The organism is Pirellulales bacterium (genome assembly GCA_019694435.1).
GTDB lineage: Bacteria > Planctomycetota > Planctomycetia > Pirellulales > JAEUIK01 > JAIBBZ01.
Genome location: JAIBBZ010000002.1, coordinates 374,791 through 391,152, shown reverse-complemented (window position 1 = coordinate 391,152; position 16,362 = coordinate 374,791). Strand labels below are relative to the sequence as shown.

Here is a 16,362-nt window from a genome sequence, read left to right as displayed (position 1 = left end):
GGTCGATCCGTGACCAGGCGCGAGGCGGCCGGCGCGCCGCTATCAATGCCAGCAGTCTGCCGTTCGCGAAAAACCTTCCGGCGAGATGCTAATGACCGCCTTCCCTCGCAGACAAGGCGAATGGTATGGTCTGCGGAGGCCGAACGGGCCGGTGCAATCAGAAATTCAGGCAAAGGATCGCAGGGAATGACGACGACCAACGCGTGGAAGCTCGGGCTCGTGGCGCTCTTGGCCTTGTGTGGCACGGCCTCGCTGGGCTGCGTGCGCCAGGCACCGGCCGCTACGGAAGCGGCCGCCTCGAGCGACGAACACGACGACTATTGCCCGTTCTGCAAGAAATCGCACGGCCCCGGCGAGCATGGCGACCACGACGCGGCCACCTGCACCGATCCGAACTGCAAGCACTGCGATCACGAAAACTGCGATCACGATCATGAACATGGGGATCATGAGCACGGGGACCATGATCACGAACACGGCGATCATGATCACGAGCATGGCGATCACGACCATGACCACGAGCATGGCGACGATCACGAGCACGAATCGAAGTAGACCAGCGGCGGCGCAGCGCCGTGCCGCTGCCTAAGCGGCGCGGCGCATCGGCTTGAGCGCGTACCAGTACCACTTCAGGTACTTGGGTAGCCATTTCCACAGGCGAAAACGCGACTCGCCCGCGGTCCGGTCGCGCCAAGTGGTCGGCACCTCGGTGATCCGCTCGCCGCGGCGAAAGGCCTTGGCCGTGAGCTCCAGCGCCAATTCGAAGCCGCCGGTGCTCTCGATGCCCAGCTCGTTGACGAGCGCCGCGTCGTAGAGGCGAAAGTTGTTCGTGGCGTCGTGCGTTGGCAGCCCGGCCAGGTACCAGAGCGACACGCCTGCCGTCCGGCTCAGCGTGCGCTTCAGCCAGGGCCCGCCAATCTGCCGGCCGCCCCGCGCGTAGCGGCTGGGGCAGACGATCCGAAAGCCCTGCCCGTACAGCTCGAGCAAGCGCGGCACGATCGTCAAATCGTCGGACAGGTCGGCCATCACGACCAAAGCCGGCCCGCTGCCCACCGCCTGAAAACCGGCGCGGATCGCGTTCACCGCTCCCCGGCCCAGGTCGTTTTTGACCAGTCGCAGCCAGGGGCGCGTCGCGGCCAACTCGCGCGCCACGGGCACCGTCGTGTCGGCGTCGAAATCGTAGACCATGTGCAGCAAGAAAGGCTGCGGCACATGGGCCTCGACCTCGGCGATCAGCCGGGGAAAGTTTTCCGCCTCGTTGAACACCGGCACGATCAACGCCAAGGGCGCCGCAGGGGGCCGCGCTTCCGCCATCAGATCGTCCCTTGTGCGATCTGGGCCTCGATCCAGGGCACCACTTCCTCGAGCACCTGGTCGAGGCTCGTCGTGGCCGCGAAACCGAGCAGCCGGCGCGCCTTGTCGACGTTCGGCACACGGTGCTGCACGTCGTAGGGGTACGGCGGATCGGAGACAAAGCGAAACGGCACGTTTGGCCCGTGGACCTGGCGCCAGATCAGTTCCGCCAGTTCGAGCACCGTCGTCGACTGGGCCGTCGACAGGTTGAAATCTTCGTTCATAGCGGCCGGATGCTCGATCGACAGGCGAATTCCCCGGGCCAGGTCGCCGCCGTAGGTGTAGCAGCGCACCTGCCGGCCATCGCCCAGGATGTGCAACGGGTCCTGCCCCTTGAGCACCTTTTGCACCAGGTCGGGCAGCACGTGGCTCATCGCCAACTTGACGTTGCCCGAAGGCACCTCGTGATCGCCGCGCGCCCGACGCTCGCCGATGCCGACGCAGTTGAACGGCCGGCAGATGGTGTAGGGCAATTGATACTGTTCGTAGGCCCCGCGCACGAAGTACTCGACGGCCAGCTTTTGAAAGCCGTAGGTCGAGGCCGGCGGCGGGCAGCGAAACTGTTCGCCTTCCTCGGTCGGAAACCGCGTGGCCTGCTCGAACACCATCGACGACGAGATGATCGTGATCTTCTGCAGTTGGGCACACTGCCGGGCCCACAGCGCGGCGTCGAAGGCCGCCGCGGTGATCCGCTCGTTCTCGGCCAAGAGGTCGTAGGCGTACTGATGAAAATAGGTGATGCCGCCGATGCGTGCCGCGCCGGCCACGAAATGATCGCAGTCGGTCAACAAATCCTTGAGCAGATCGACGTCCTTGGCGTCGCCCACGACGAGGCGATAGTTCGCGTGCTGCTGGCTGGTTTGCGACAGCTCGCCATACTTCGAGAAGTTGTCGAGACCGACCACTTCATGGCCCGCCGCGAGCAGCTCTTCGACCAGGTATCCGCCAATAAACCCGGCCGCGCCGGTAATCAATGTCTTCATGAAGGGCTCTTCAAGACGCGCACCCGCGGCGGACAAAGCTGAACACGTCGACCAGCGGCTTGTCGGTCTGCAGTTCGCGGTATTCTGCATGGCAAGCGCCGACGAACAAGATGTCGGCCCGGGCCAGCGCCGTGTCGAGCGGCACAAACGAGGGATCGTCGATGTACGGATCAGTGCACAACACGTCGCGGCATTCCAGCGCGAGCACCTTGCGCAGCTTGTAAGACAGCGACGCGCGCGGATCGTCGGAATTGCCCTTGAAGGCCATGCCCAGAATCGCGGCCGTCATCTGCTTAAGGTCGTGCGTCCGCTTGACGAACTGCACGAGGTAACTGGGGAGCCCCTCGTTGATCATCATGGCTGCCTGGCCGAGCGCAAAATCGTTGTGATTGAACGCGGCCAGTTGCATCGTGTCCTTGAGCAGACACGGACCACCAGCCAACCCGGCCTTGGCCATCCCGGCCAGCCGCGGGTAGTCGGCCGTGACGACGTCGTGAATTCGGTTGAAATCGGCGCCGAACTTCTGGGCGATGACGTAGAACTGGTTCGAAATCGCAAAGTTCAGATAGCGGTAAGCGTTCGAGAACAACTTGGCCAGCTCGGCCTCGACCGGCGCAAGCACCAGCGTCTTGGCACCCAGTTGGGCGAACAGCTGTTCGGCCCGGGCAGTCGCCTCGGCGCTTGCGCCCGCGACGATTTGCGGGAGCTTGCCCAACTCGTCCAGGGCGTAGCCTTGCGCGATCCGCTCGGGGCAGTAGGCCAGCGCCACCTGTTTGCCGGTTTCGGCGATGAAGCGGGCCAGCCGTTCGGTAATGCCGGGAAAGACAGTGCTGCGCAGCACGAGCAGTTGGCCCGCGCGCATCGGTTCGAGCACCGCGTGCAGCGTCTTGTCGAACGAGGTCACGCCCGGATCGAGAAATTCGTCGACCGGCGTCCCGATGGTGACGATCACCACGTCGGCCTCGGCGATCGACCGGACGTCGGTGGTTGCCCGCAGCCGGCCCGCGGCCAGCGCCCGGGGCAGGGCCTCTTCGGCACCGCGCTCCAGGTAGGGCATGTGCCCCGCGTTGACTTCGGCCACGCGCGGAGCGTCGGTATCGAGCAGCGTGACCTGCGAACCGGCGAGCGCGAAAGCGATCCCCAGAGGCAGGCCGACGTGTCCGCACCCGCCCACGACGACAATCGCGGGCAGGCCCTCGGGCCGTTGCTGTGCAGCGGGCACGATTACCTCGGCAATGAAACGGTGCGGGAGGCCAGAAATGCAGTGCCGGTGTGCAGGCGGGCAACACCGGGCCGCCGGTGGTGAACTCAGCGGCGCACGCGGCCACAACGTGCAAAGCAAGTAGTCTAGTCGGCCGCCCGGGGGCCGTAAACGATGCACTACCCCAGGGGGCCGCGATCACCGTTTCAGACCGGATGATCGCCACCTTGCGAACCGCGCGACGCCCGCCCTATATTCCTGGCTGCGGTGTTTTTCCCCGATCTTTGCTGCCCTCCCAGGGCACGGTACGAGCCCCTTGAGTTCGCCGGGTCAACGTCTGCGCGATGCGATTCGCCCCGGCGCCTTGGCCGTGCCGGGCGCTTTCAACGCGCTCACCGCACGGCTGATCGAGCAATCCGGATACGGCGCGGCCTACCTGTCGGGCGCCGCCTTTTCGGCCGGGACGCTGGCGCTGCCCGATATCGGACTGTTCACGCTCAGCGAGCTGGTCACGCAGACCACGCAACTGACCCGTAGCGTGAAGATCCCCTTGATTGTCGACGCCGACACGGGATTTGGCGAGGCCATCAACGTGGCCCGCACGGTGACCGAGCTCGAAGCGGCCGGTGCCGCGGCGATCCAACTCGAGGATCAGCGGCTACCCAAGCGCTGCGGGCACCTCTCGGGCAAGGCCCTGGTCGACGCCGACGAAATGTGCGCGAAGCTTCGAGCCGCGGTGGCCGCGCGGCGCGACCCGAGCCTGGTGATCCTGGCACGGACCGATGCCCGCGGCGTGTTCGGCCTCGACGAGGCCATCGACCGGGCCAAGCGGTATGTCGACGTGGGCGCCGACTGGATCTTTCCCGAGGCGCTGGCCGACCGCGGCGAGTTCGAGCGGTTTGCCCGCGAGGTGCCGGTGCCGCTCGTGGCGAACATGACCGAATTCGGCAAGAGCCCGTTGTTCAGCCTCGACGAGCTGCGCGAGCTGGGCTATGCGGCGGTGCTGTTCCCGGTGACCTTGTTGCGCGTGGCCATGAAGGCCGTCACGGAGGCGCTCGAAACGATTCGTCGCGACGGCGGACAGCGATCGCTCGTCGCACAAATGCAAACGCGTCAGGAACTTTACGACCTGCTCGGCTATACGACGTACGAAGCCAGCGACCGAGCCTATTTCAGCGGAGAGCAAGCCGGATGAGCGAGGAAATCTACAGCCCAGGCCTCGAAGGCGTGATTGCCGGCGAAACGGCCATCAGCACCATCACCGGTGGCCTGCAATACCGCGGCTACTCGATCGAGGAACTGGCCGAGCACGCCACGTTCGAAGACGTCGCCTACCTGATTCTCTACGGCGAGCTGCCCAAGGCTGCCGAGCTGGCCAGTTTCGGCCGGCGCCTGGGGGCCGCGGCCGCGGTGCCGGGTCCACTCATCGATCTGCTGCGGGCCATTCCGCGCGAGGCGTCGATGATGGACGTCATGCGCACCGGGGCCAGCGTGCTGGCGCATTGGGACCCCGAGACCGAGAACAACAGCCACGACGCCAACCTGCGCAAGAGCGAACGGCTGTTGGCGCAGTTGCCCGTCGTGCTGGCGGCGCGGCATCGCCTGCGCCAGGGCTTGGAACCTATCGCGGCCGATCCCCGGCGCGGCCTGGCCGACAATCTGCTGTGGATGCTCTCGGGCCAGGCCCCTTCGGCCCGGAGCATCAAGGCGATGGACGTCTCCCTGATTCTGTACGCCGAGCACGAATACAACGCCTCGACCTTCACGGCCCGGGTGATCTGCTCGACGATGTCTGATCTGCACTCGTCGGTGACCGGCGCGATCGGGGCGCTCAAGGGCCCGTTGCACGGCGGCGCCAACGAGCGCGTGATGGAGGTGCTCGAGGAAGTCGGCAGCCCGGATCGTGCCGAGGCCTGGATTCGCGACGCCCTGGCCCGCAAGGTGCGGATCATGGGCTTCGGCCACCGCGTGTATAAGACCGGCGACCCCCGGGCTCGATATCTCAAGGGCCTGTGCGCCGAACTGGCCAAGGAAACCGGCCACGAGGCGATGGAACGGATGGCCGACACGATCGAGCAGGTCGTGGTCTCGGAAAAGAAGCTGCCGCCGAACCTCGATTGGCCCAGCGCGCGGCTCTATCACTACTTGGGACTACCGATCGATCTTTACACGCCGCTGTTCGTCGTCAGCCGCGTGGTTGGCTGGTCGGCACACGTGATCGAGCAGTTGGACAACAACCGCTTGATCCGTCCGCGAGCCCGATACACGGGCCACGAAAGCCGGCCCTACGTGCCGGTCGACAAGCGCTGACGCCGAGAGGTCATTCGCCGCCGGAAACGGCCGGCTGCTGCGCGGGTCGGTTGCGGTAGGCAATGGCCCGGCGAACCGGGGCCGGCTGCGGCGCTTGGGGCCCCTTGACCGCGTACCACAAGATTTCGTTCAGCTCGAAATCGTCGATCCGGTCGTACTCGCTGAAGTCCATGTTCGCCGAACGGTCCGCGCCATACGCGGTCGGCTGATTGCGGGCGTCGAGGTCGATCTGCGCCGGCGCGAGCGTGTAGGGCGCCGTGTCGAGCTGTTTGCCGAAGCAGGCGAACATGGGCGTCGCTGCCGCGTCGAATTGGCTCAGCGGCGGCAGGCCCAAGATCAACTCGATCGTCCGCAGCATGCTGCAGGTGGTGTATTGCGTGCTGACGAGTTCGCCACGACGCACCCAGGGGCTGATCACCAGGCCCACCGTGCGGCGCGCATCGACGTGATCGGGTCCGTTCTGGGCGTCGTCTTCGATGACGAAGATGGCGATTTCGGGCCACGACTTGCTTCGGCTGACCGCTTCGACCAGCTTGCCCAGAGCCAGGTCGTTGCTGGCCACGCACGCCTCGGGCGTCGGGGCGCCGGGGCGCGTGCCTTCGGTGTGATCTTCGCCCAGGCTCATGATCATCAAATGGGGTAGCTCGCCCCGCGCTTCCGCCTCTTGGAACTCGCGCAAGAAGACGTCGACGTTTTCCGGATCGCGGCGCCGCCCGCCGTCGGGGCGCACGCCGTAGTCGGGACAGACGTGTCCCTTGAGGCCCGGTACGGCCGCGTCCATTTTCTGCGTGCCGTCGGGCTCGCTGACGCGGCGGCCGTATTCTCCATAGCTGCGATAGCGTAGCCCGGCCCGCGCGCATGCATCCCAGATGTGTCCCGAGGGAGGCGTCGCCAGGTTGGCCTCGTCGTCGTCGTCGATGCCTTCGCGGCCCGAATAGGTCAACGTCCAGTCGCGGCTGATGTAATCGGTGTTATAGGCCTGCGTCGACCAGGGGTGCCCGTCGCGCGAGACCTGGCCGTCGCAATACAGGTTGTCGAGCTGCACATACTCGTTGGCCAGCTGGTGATGGTTGGGCGTGACCTGCGCGGGAAACATCGTCAGCGCGGCGTCGCCGTTGCCGCGCTCGAGATCGCCGAGCACCTGGTCGTACGTGCGATTCTCCTTGATGATGTAAATCACGTGCTTGATCGGGCAGGGGTCGCCGACCTTGCCCGGAATGATCGAGTCATTCGGCTGCGGCGCGGCGGTGAGCAGCTCGTCGGCATAGGGGCAGTTCTGATAGACCTGTTGCGTGTACAGGGCCAGTTGTTCGTCGTCGGGCACCGGCACGATGCTCAGCGCGCCGGCCATCGTGGTGCCGATGTAAGGGAACCGCAGCCGGCGGCGTTCCTGCTGGTTGGCGTTCTGCTGGGCCTGTTCGTCGTCGAAAAATGGGTTCGGCCGCGTCGCGTTGCCGCGGCCGACGCCGACCAGCAGCCGACCGCCGTCGGGCGTGACGGCCAGCGCCGTTGGGTACCAGCCCGTCGGGATGAATCCCCGCACGTTGCTGCGATCGCGCTGGGCCACGTTCACCACGGCCACACAGTTGTTATCGGCGTTGGCGACGTACAGCGTCCGCCCGTCGGGCGACAGCGCCAGCGCGTCGGGCGTGCTGCCTTCGGGCGATCGCGGAAACAGCGCCGTGGCGATCGTCTCGGTCACCACGCCGCGGCGCGCGTCGATGACGGCCACGTTGTTGCTCGAGGCACAAGCCACGAACAAGCGATCGTCTTCCGGGTGCACGACGATCTGATTGGGATGCTCGCCCACCGCGATCCGGTCGATGACCGTCAGGTCGGACGGCCGCACGGCGAGCACGCGCGCCCCGGCCCAGTCGCTGACGAACAACGTCGCGCCGTTGCGCGAGCAGACCACGTCGTAGGGGCGACCGCCGAGCGGAGCGGTCAAACGCGCCTGATTCTTCTCGACGTCGACGGCCGTGATCGTGCCGGCCTCGATATCGAGCGCATAGAGCGTGCGCCCGTCGGCCGAGAGCACCATGCCGCTCTTGAAGCGGTCTTCATAGGTCGGCTCATCGCCGCCGGCTTCTGCGACCGGGGGTAGATCGAGATCGGGCCGCTCGGACTTGACGAACTCCCGGCCGTCGAACTGAAAGGCCAAGATCGACTTCAGGCCTCCGCCTGACCACCAAATGCGATCCTCGCCGGACGTCACGGCCAGCCCAAACCAGCTTTGATGTGCCTGCGCCTTGGTGACGACCTTTTTCGCATCGAGGTCCACGAGCGACAACTCGTGGACGTTGTAGCCGTTGGTGGTCACCAGGGCCCGGCGGTCGTCTTTGCAGGGATAGACGTTCAGGGCCATGTCCGACAGCGGCACGTGCTCGCCGACTGGAGTGATGGTCCAGCCGTTGGGCAAACGAAAACCCTGCTCCGTGGGACCGGGCAGCGTGACCGCCGGTTCCTCGGCCCAGACCGGTCCGACCCAGGCCGGGCCGATCTGCAGCAAAAGCACGGTGAGCAACAGCCCCCAGCCAACGGTCGACGAGCGCATTGCAGCGGTCCTGTTCGCGAAATTTGGCCATGCACCGGCCCTAGTTTGCGGGCCGCGGATGGCCGCTGTCAACGCGACACATCGAATCCTCATCGAACCGACTGCTTTCGCGGCACCACGATTTCGGCGACGATAGCCGCATGCGATTCGCGATTCTCTTCTTCGCCGGCGCCGCGCTCACCTGCTCCGCGGCCACGAGCCGCGCCGACGTCGAGCGTCCGAACGTGCTGTGGATCACGGCCGAGGACCACGGACCGCACCTCGGCTGCTACGGCGACGCTTACGCGACGACACCGCGCCTCGATGCACTTGCCCGGCGCGGGATGATCTACGACCGCGTCTGGTCGGTCGTGCCCGTCTGCGCCCCGGCCCGCACGGCCATCATCACGGGCCTGTACCCTTCGGCCACCGGCGCGGAACACATGCGCAGCCTGGTCACGTTGCCGCACGGCATGCGGCTGTTTCCCGAATTGCTGCGCGCAGCGGGCTACTACTGCACCAACAACAGCAAGGAAGATTACAACGTCGCGCAGCCGAATCGCGTCTGGGACGAATCGTCCCCGCGCGCCCATTGGCGCAAGCGCGCCGCCGGTCAACCGTTCTTTGCGGTGTTCAACTTCACACAATCGCACGAAAGCCAGATCCGCCGGCGGCCGCATCGCGCCGTACACGACCCGGCGCAGGTGCGCGTGCCGGCCTATCATCCCGACCTGCCCGAGGTGCGTCAGGATTGGGCCCAGTACTACGACCAATTGACCGAGGTCGACACGGCCGCCGGGCGCGTGCTCGACGAGCTGGCCGCCGACGGCCTCGACGACGACACCATCGTCTGCTACTTCGCCGATCACGGGCCCGGCATGCCGCGTTCGAAGCGTTCGCCCTGCAACTCCGGTCTGCAAGTGCCGCTGATCGTTGCCGTGCCCGACAAGTGGCGGCAACTTGCGCCGGCCGACTATCAGCCCGGGGGTCGTTCGTCGCGGCTGGTCAGTTTCGTCGACTTGGCCCCGACCGTGTTGTCCTTGGCCGGCATCGAACCGCCGGCGACGGGGCATGGCCGGGCCTTCGCCGGCAAGTTTGTCCAACCGGGCGGCGATTGCCTCCATGGTCTGCGCGGCCGCATGGACGAGCGGTACGATTGCGTGCGCTCGGCCACCGACGGTCGATTCGTCTACGTGCGCAACTTCCGGCCCGAACTGCCTGCCGGCCAGCACGTCGAATACATGTTTGCCACTGGGACCACGCGCGTCTGGAAGCAAGCCTTCGACGAGGGAGGCCTGACGCCCGAACAAGCGCAGTTCTGGCAGCCACGCCCGGCCGAAGAACTGTACGACCTCGCGGACGATCCCGACGAAGTGCACAACCTGGCCGGGCTGCCGGAACATGCCGCGACGCTGGTTCGGCTGCGGGCCGCGGTTCGGCAACAGGCGATCGACGTGTGCGACGTGGGCCTGTTGCCCGAGGCGGAAATGCGGCGATCGGCAGGTAACGACGCGCCTTGGACGATGGGGCACGACCCGGGGCGCTACGACGCGGAGCTGACCTTCGAAATCGCCGATCTGGCCAGCCGCGGCGGCACCGACGACCTGGCCCGGCTGACCGAACTGCTGACCAGCGATGCCGCCGCCATGCGCTATTGGGCAGCGCGCGGCCTCGGGCGGCTTGGCCCCGGCGCCGTGCGCAACGCCGCGGCTCAGCTCGGCAAGCTGCTGCAAGATGAATCCTCCAGCGTCGTGTGCGCCGCGGCCGAAGCCCTGGCCATCCAGGGCACCGCGGCCGATCGCGAACCTAGCATCGCGGCGCTGGCACGACTGCTGACGCAACAGGCCGACGAAACCTATGCCGTGATGGAAGTATTGAACGCCTGGGAGCGAATCGCCGTGACTGCGACCGAGTGGCCACGCCGCGAGGAGCTACTCGCCACGCTGCCCGCGCACAAACCCAACTGGGAGGCCCGCGGGCGCGACGGCGTGGACAAGCTGTTGCGCAACCTCGGCCTGCCGATCGCGACCAAAGGGGATTAAGCGTTGAACGCTCCAGATTCTGCCGGCACGCTGGCCGCGCCGCCTGCGGTGCGGATCAATCGCGATCGCTACCAGGCCGCGCGCCTGGCCATGGCGCGGGCCTTCATGACTTACCCCCTAATGCGTTACGCCGCGCCGGACGAATCCCGGCGGCTGTTAGCGAACCAGTGCCTGTATGGGTCGATGCTCAGCGACGCCCTGAAGCACGGCGAGGTCTACTCGACCGCAGACGTGCGTGGCGCCTGCTGCTGGCTGCCGCCCCAGCAGGCCCACATCACCGTGCTACGGCAGGTGCTGGCCGGCATGCTCGCTTTGCCGTTGAGGTATGGGCTGCGCGGGTTCAACCGGCTGGTCGACTACGACAACGTGGCCAGGGAAATGCACCACCAGCACGCCGCAGGGCCGCACTGGTATGTCGCCGCGATCGGCGTCGCGCCTGAGTTCCAGGGGCAAGGGCTCTGCCGGCGGTTTTTTCAGCCGGTCCTCGATCGGGCCGACGCGGCCGGCCAGGCTTGCTACCTCGATACGCACGACGACAAGAACGTCGCGATTTACCAGCGCTGCGGTTTCGAAGTCGTCGATCAGCGGACACCCAAGGGCCACCCGGTGCCGGTTTGGGCCATGCTCCGCCGGCCGCGCTAGAGGTCTCCGATCCGCGGCGTTTGCCGGCCGATGCCGCGGATGCTACCCTGCCGGATCACTTTCCGGTGCCCACGAGTGGCCCCGCCGGATTCCGACCGATTCGTTCACCAGCCCGCACGGAACCGTCATGAGCACCGACTACCGCAAGATGTTCGACCTGACCGGCAAGGTGGCCATTGTCACCGGCGCCAGCAAGGGGATCGGCGAGGGCATCGCCCGGGGCCTGGCTCAGTTCGGCGCCAAGGTCGTGGTCAGCAGCCGTAAGCAAGAGGCCGTCGACGAAGTGGCCGCGAGTCTCAAGGCCGAGGGGCACGATGCCTTCGGCGTCGCCTGCCACGTGGGCGACCTGGCGCAGCTCGACAAACTCGTCAGCGATACGCTCGCGCATTACGGCGGCGTCGACATCCTGGTCAACAACGCCGCGGCGAATCCGGTCTTTGGCCCCGTGATCCACACCGACGTTTCGGCCTACAACAAGATCATGGATGTGAACGTGCGCGGACCCTTCGAGCTGGCCAAGAAGGTGTTCGAAAGCATGTCGTCGCGCGGCGGCGGGTCGATCATCAATATCTCCAGCATCGGCGGCCTGCGCCCCGAGCCGGGGCTGGGCATCTACAGCGTCAGCAAGACGGCGCTGCTCGGGCTGACCAAGGTACTGGCCACCGAATGGGGGCCGGCCAAGATCCGCGTCAACGCCGTTTGTCCGGGCCTCGTCAAAACCAAGTTCAGCCAAGCCCTGTGGGCCAGCGACGAGATCCTCAAGCATTTTCTCGAGACGGTGCCGCTGGGCTACGTGGCGCAGCCGGACGAGATTGTTCCGTTGTGTGCGTTCCTGGCGTCGCCGGCCTCGGCCTATTGCACCGGCGGCGTGTTCGTGATCGACGGCGGCCACACCATCTAACCGTCCCGAGAAGCCGCGTGTACTTCCTGCCGAAGCCTGGAATTGGCAGCCAGACGACGTCGCGAGTGAGTCACGCCCGATGAGCACGCTCTACGTTGTCCGCCACGGTCAGGCCTCGTTTCTCGCCGACGATTACGACCAGCTCTCCGAATTGGGCCGCTCGCAGTCGCGGTTGTTGGGCGAATTCTGGTGTGCTCGTGGGCTCACCCTGGACCGCATCGCCACCGGTCCGCGCCGCCGGCAAATCGACACGGCCGAACTCGTGGCCGAACAACTGCGCAAATCCGGCCGCCCGGTGCCGGAAGTCGAGGTTTTGCCCGATTTCGACGAGTACCACGCCGAGGCGGTGCTCAAGGTGGCGCTGCCCGAGTTGATTGAGAAGTCGGCCGAGGTGCGTAAACTGCAGGCGGAGTTTCTGGCCGCGACCGGCCGCGACGAGCAGTTGCGGACCTTTCAGCGGATGTACGAAGTGGTGATCCTCGGCTGGGCGGCGGGCGACTTCGAGTTGACCGACGTCGAACCGTGGCCCGACTTCTGCGACCGCGTGTGCCGCGGCTTGAAGCAACTGGCCACCGCAGCATCGCGGGGCAGCCGCGTGGCCGTGTTTACCTCGGGAGGGCCGGTCGGCGTGGCCATGCAACATGCCCTGACGCTGTCGCATGAACACACGCTGCGCCTGGCCTGGATGGTGCGCAATGCCAGCTACTCGGAGTTCATTTTCTCGGGTCCGCGGTTCACGCTCAGCTCATTCAACACCCACCCACACCTGGTCGGGCCTGAACTGCTGACCTACCGCTGACGGCTACTGCCCAGCAATTCGATCGTCTCGCACTTGAGGATGCCTTCCTCCAAGGAACCTGCCATGGATTTTGCCGTGCCCGCCGCGACGCAGGCCCTGCTCGAACGCTTTCGCACCCTGGTGGAACAGGAGGTGATGCCGCTGGAGAACGTGGTCCGGGACAAAGGATTCAAGGCTTCGCTCCCACAGTTGCAGGCCGTGCGCAACAAGGTCAAAGAAGCGGGCCTGTGGCTGCCGCAGATCGCCAAAGCGCACGGCGGGCTGGGCCTGTCGCTGTTGGAACACGGCATGGTCAGCGAGGTGCTCGGCCGCAGCCCGTTGGGCCACTACTCGTTCAATTGCCAGGCGCCCGACGCCGGCAACATGGAGATCCTGATCGAGTTCGGCAGCGCCGAGCAGAAGCGGACCTGGCTCGAACCGCTGCTGGCCGGGCAGTGCCGGAGCTGCTTCTCGATGACGGAGCCGAACGCGCCCGGCTCGAACCCCACCTGGCTGACGACGACGGCCGTGCGCGACGGCAACGATTACGTGATCAACGGCCGCAAGTGGTTCACCTCGTCGGCCGACGGCGCGAAGTTCGCCATCGTCATGGCGGTCACCAATCCCGACGCCCCGCCGCACGAACGGGCCAGCCAGATCATCGTGCCGCTCGACAACCCCGGTTTCAAATTCATCCGCAATATACCGATCATGGGCCACGCGGGCGAAGACTGGGAAAGTCACGCCGAGGTGGTCTACGAGAATTGCCGCGTGCCTCAGGCCAACCTGCTGGGCGGCGAAGGGGCCGGCTTCATGATCGCCCAGCAGCGGCTGGGCCCGGGCCGGATTCACCACTGCATGCGCTGGATCGGCATTTGCGAGCGATCGTTCGACCTGATGTGCCGGCGCGCGGCGCAACGCGAGCTTTCGCCCGGCAAGCCGCTGGGCACCAAACAGACGATCCAGAACTGGATCGCCGAGAGCCGCGCCGAAATCAACGCGGCCCGGCTGATGGTCCTGCAGGCCGCGTGGAAGATCGACCACTCTGGCGTCTACGAGGCCCGGGAAGAGATTTCCTGCATCAAGTTCTACGTGGCCGGCGTGTTGATGAACGTGGTCGACCGGGCCATTCAGGTCCACGGCGCGTTGGGCATCACCGACGACACCCCGCTCGCGTCGTTTTTGCGCAACGAGCGCGGGGCGCGAATCTATGACGGCGCCGATGAAGTGCACAAGTCGGTCGTCGCCAAACGCGTGTTGAAGCACTACGGGCTGCAAGTTTCGGGCTGAGCTGTTCGCCATGACGACCGAATTTCTCGACCGCACCCGGCCGATTCGCGCCGGCGAAGAACTCGACACGGCCCGGCTCGAGGCATATCTCCGCGCGCGGCTCGAGCTGCCCAGCGCGCCGCTGACGCTCGAGCAATTTCCGGCCGGACACTCGAACCTGACCTATTGCGTGCGTTTCGGCGACGAGGAGTTCGTGCTCCGCCGGCCGCCGTTCGGCAGCAAGGTGAAGACCGCGCACGACATGGGCCGCGAATACCGCGTGCTGTCGAAACTCTACGCCGCTTATCCGCCGGCCCCCCAGCCGCTGGTGAACTGCGAAGATCTGGACGTGATCGGCGCGCCGTTCTACGTCATGCGCCGGATCCGCGGCATTATTCTGCGCCGCGATCCGCCGCGCGGGCTCGAGATTTCGCCCGAGGTGGCGCGCCGGATGGGCGAAGGCTTTCTCGACAACCTGGCCGATCTGCATGCCTTGAACTACGAGGCGATCGGGCTGGCCGACCTGGGCAAGCCGGCCGGGTATGTCCAGCGCCAAGTCGAAGGCTGGATCAAACGCTACGGCGGCTCGCAGACCGACGACATTCCCGAGGTCGATTTTGTCTCCCAATGGCTCGCCGGGCACATGCCGCCCGAGCGGGGCAGCGCGCTCATCCACAACGACTACAAATACGACAACGTCGTGCTCGACGCCAACGACCTGTCGAAGGTGATCGGCGTGCTCGACTGGGAAATGTCGACCCTGGGCGACCCCTTGATGGACCTGGGCACGACGGTCAGTTACTGGATCGATCCGGATGACCCGGACGAGCTGCAACTGATCCGCTGGGGCCCGACGACGCTGCCCGGCTCGCTGACGCGCCGCGACCTGGTCGACCGCTATGCGGCCCGGACCGGCCTGGCAGTCGACGACATGGTCTTCTACCTGGCCTTCGGCTTTTTCAAGACGGCCGTGATCGCCCAGCAGATCTACTACCGCTACAAGCACGGCCTGACGCAGGACGAACGCTTCGCGTTTTTTATCGAGGCGACGAAGATCCTCGTCCGCGCGGCACAACGGGCCATCGAAACCGGGCGGATTTGAGCCGCTCGCGGCTGTCGCCGCCTGCGAAGATCACCGACGCTTCCCGCTGTCAGAACGTGCCGTGAACCTTGCCGCAATCGGGGCGTCCACCGCTGCGTACCCTTTGAAGGTCATCATGCAACGCATCCCTGGCTCCGCTCTGATCGCGCTTGGATTGTTGGTCGTTACCGTGCGCGCTGCCGAATTGCCGCACACGATCGACATCTCGGCCGAAACCGATCGACAGGTCGTGATCGCCGCCGGAACGCCGGAGATTTACCAGGGACATCCGACGGCACTGCTGATGCCCGACGGCCGCACCATGTATGCCGTTTGGAGCATCGGTCACGGCGGACACGCCGGACCGATGGCCAAGAGCAACGACGGCGGACTGACCTGGACGCGACTCGATGCAACTCTGCCTGCCGGTTTCCAACAGCACGAAAACTGCCCGAGCATCTATCGGCTCGTCGATCCGGCGGGACGCGAGCGGCTGTGGGTCTTTTCGGCGCGGCCGGACATGCCGCGGATCGTCAGCGAAGACGGCGGCCTCAACTGGCGCGAAGCTGAGCCGTTGGGCGAGGCGTTTCGCTGCGTGATGACGTTCAGCAGCATCGTGCGACTCGAAAACGGCGACTATCTCGGCCTGTATCATCGCGGCCCGGGAGGACGCGATCGCTCGCCGCTCGTCGTCCTGCAAAGTACGACCTCTGACGGCGGTGTCACCTGGTCCGCTCCGCGAGTCGTGGCCGAAGTTGCCGGTAAGGATCCTTGCGAGCCGTTCGTGTTTCGCTCGCCCGACGGCCAGGAGCTGTGCTGCTTGATGCGCGAGAACAAGCGTGCGGGCAACAGCCTGGTGATGTTCAGCGAAGACGAGGGCCACACCTGGAGCGAGCCACGCGAGACGATCGACGGACTGACCGGCGACCGCCACGCAGGCCTACTCACCCGCGACGGCCGGCTCGTGATCGCGTTTCGCGACCAGGCCCGTGCGAGCGACACGCATGGACATTTCGTCGCTTGGGTCGGCACCTACGACGACATTCGCCAAGACCGCCCGGGCACGTTTCGCGTGAAGCTCTTGCATTCTCACAAGGGCTGGGACTGCGGCTATCCGGCCGTGATGCAATTGCCCGACGAGACGATCGTCGCGCTGACCTACATCAAGTATCGACCGGGCCAGGACAAGCACTCGGTGGTCAGTACGCGATTCCGGCTCGACGAGCTGGAGCGGCGGCCGCCTGCGCAGCGGTGATCGCTTCCGGCCCT

At 66.0% G+C, this 16,362-nt stretch carries 14 protein-coding genes; 10 read left to right on the top strand and 4 right to left on the bottom strand.

Annotated features, from left to right (window positions below; all coding sequences use genetic code 11):
• Nucleotides 1-186 precede the first annotated feature (186 nt).
• On the top strand, nucleotides 187-555 hold the full coding sequence (locus tag K1X74_03785) for a hypothetical protein (protein ID MBX7165449.1): 369 nt from the start codon (nucleotides 187-189) through the stop codon (nucleotides 553-555).
• A gap of 30 nt (nucleotides 556-585) precedes the next feature.
• Here the strand turns inward: K1X74_03785 and K1X74_03780 are convergent, their stop codons facing one another.
• Genes K1X74_03780 through K1X74_03770 form a run of 3 tightly spaced genes read right to left on the bottom strand, consistent with a single transcriptional unit; the run spans nucleotide 586 to nucleotide 3,558 of the window.
• A complete protein-coding gene (locus K1X74_03780) occupies nucleotides 586-1,314 on the bottom strand; it encodes a glycosyltransferase (GenBank protein MBX7165448.1) in 729 nt (242 codons plus the stop codon).
• Nucleotides 1,314-2,336 (bottom strand): NAD-dependent epimerase/dehydratase family protein, encoded by a 1,023-nt coding sequence (locus K1X74_03775; protein MBX7165447.1) that lies wholly within the window; start codon nucleotides 2,334-2,336, stop codon nucleotides 1,314-1,316. The genes K1X74_03780 and K1X74_03775 overlap by 1 nt, the downstream gene beginning before the upstream one ends.
• A 10-nt stretch (nucleotides 2,337-2,346) precedes the next feature.
• Nucleotides 2,347-3,558, bottom strand: coding sequence for a nucleotide sugar dehydrogenase (locus K1X74_03770; GenBank protein ID MBX7165446.1), 1,212 nt, complete (start codon nucleotides 3,556-3,558; stop codon nucleotides 2,347-2,349).
• Between the two features lie 295 nt (nucleotides 3,559-3,853).
• Between K1X74_03770 and prpB the strand changes: the two genes are divergently transcribed.
• Nucleotides 3,854-4,732, top strand: a complete 879-nt coding sequence (prpB, locus tag K1X74_03765) for a methylisocitrate lyase (GenBank protein MBX7165445.1) — start codon at nucleotides 3,854-3,856, stop codon at nucleotides 4,730-4,732.
• A complete protein-coding gene (locus tag K1X74_03760) occupies nucleotides 4,729-5,847 on the top strand; it encodes a citrate synthase (GenBank protein ID MBX7165444.1) in 1,119 nt (372 codons plus the stop codon). The genes prpB and K1X74_03760 overlap by 4 nt, the downstream gene beginning before the upstream one ends.
• 10 nt (nucleotides 5,848-5,857) lie before the next feature.
• Here the strand turns inward: K1X74_03760 and K1X74_03755 are convergent, their stop codons facing one another.
• A complete protein-coding gene (locus tag K1X74_03755; protein MBX7165443.1) occupies nucleotides 5,858-8,401 on the bottom strand; it encodes a beta-propeller fold lactonase family protein in 2,544 nt (847 codons plus the stop codon).
• A gap of 140 nt (nucleotides 8,402-8,541) precedes the next feature.
• Between K1X74_03755 and K1X74_03750 the strand changes: the two genes are divergently transcribed.
• From K1X74_03750 to K1X74_03720, 7 genes are all read left to right on the top strand, one after another.
• The gene (locus K1X74_03750) at nucleotides 8,542-10,422 is read left to right on the top strand and encodes a sulfatase-like hydrolase/transferase (protein MBX7165442.1); all 1,881 of its coding nucleotides are present in this window, start codon (nucleotides 8,542-8,544) and stop codon (nucleotides 10,420-10,422) included.
• 3 nt (nucleotides 10,423-10,425) lie between these two features.
• Nucleotides 10,426-11,064, top strand: coding sequence for a GNAT family N-acetyltransferase (locus K1X74_03745; protein MBX7165441.1), 639 nt, complete (start codon nucleotides 10,426-10,428; stop codon nucleotides 11,062-11,064).
• 127 nt (nucleotides 11,065-11,191) lie between these two features.
• Entirely contained in the window at nucleotides 11,192-11,965 is a 774-nt protein-coding gene (locus K1X74_03740) for a glucose 1-dehydrogenase (protein MBX7165440.1), read from the top strand.
• A 79-nt stretch (nucleotides 11,966-12,044) separates the two neighbouring features.
• On the top strand, nucleotides 12,045-12,764 hold the full coding sequence (locus tag K1X74_03735; protein ID MBX7165439.1) for a histidine phosphatase family protein: 720 nt from the start codon (nucleotides 12,045-12,047) through the stop codon (nucleotides 12,762-12,764).
• A 63-nt stretch (nucleotides 12,765-12,827) separates the two neighbouring features.
• Nucleotides 12,828-14,033 (top strand): acyl-CoA dehydrogenase family protein, encoded by a 1,206-nt coding sequence (locus tag K1X74_03730; protein MBX7165438.1) that lies wholly within the window; start codon nucleotides 12,828-12,830, stop codon nucleotides 14,031-14,033.
• Nucleotides 14,034-14,043: 10 nt separating this feature from the next.
• Complete coding sequence (locus tag K1X74_03725; protein ID MBX7165437.1) at nucleotides 14,044-15,114, top strand: phosphotransferase family protein; 1,071 nt, start codon at nucleotides 14,044-14,046, stop codon at nucleotides 15,112-15,114.
• A gap of 115 nt (nucleotides 15,115-15,229) precedes the next feature.
• On the top strand, nucleotides 15,230-16,348 hold the full coding sequence (locus K1X74_03720) for a glycoside hydrolase (GenBank protein MBX7165436.1): 1,119 nt from the start codon (nucleotides 15,230-15,232) through the stop codon (nucleotides 16,346-16,348).
• Nucleotides 16,349-16,362 lie beyond the last annotated feature (14 nt).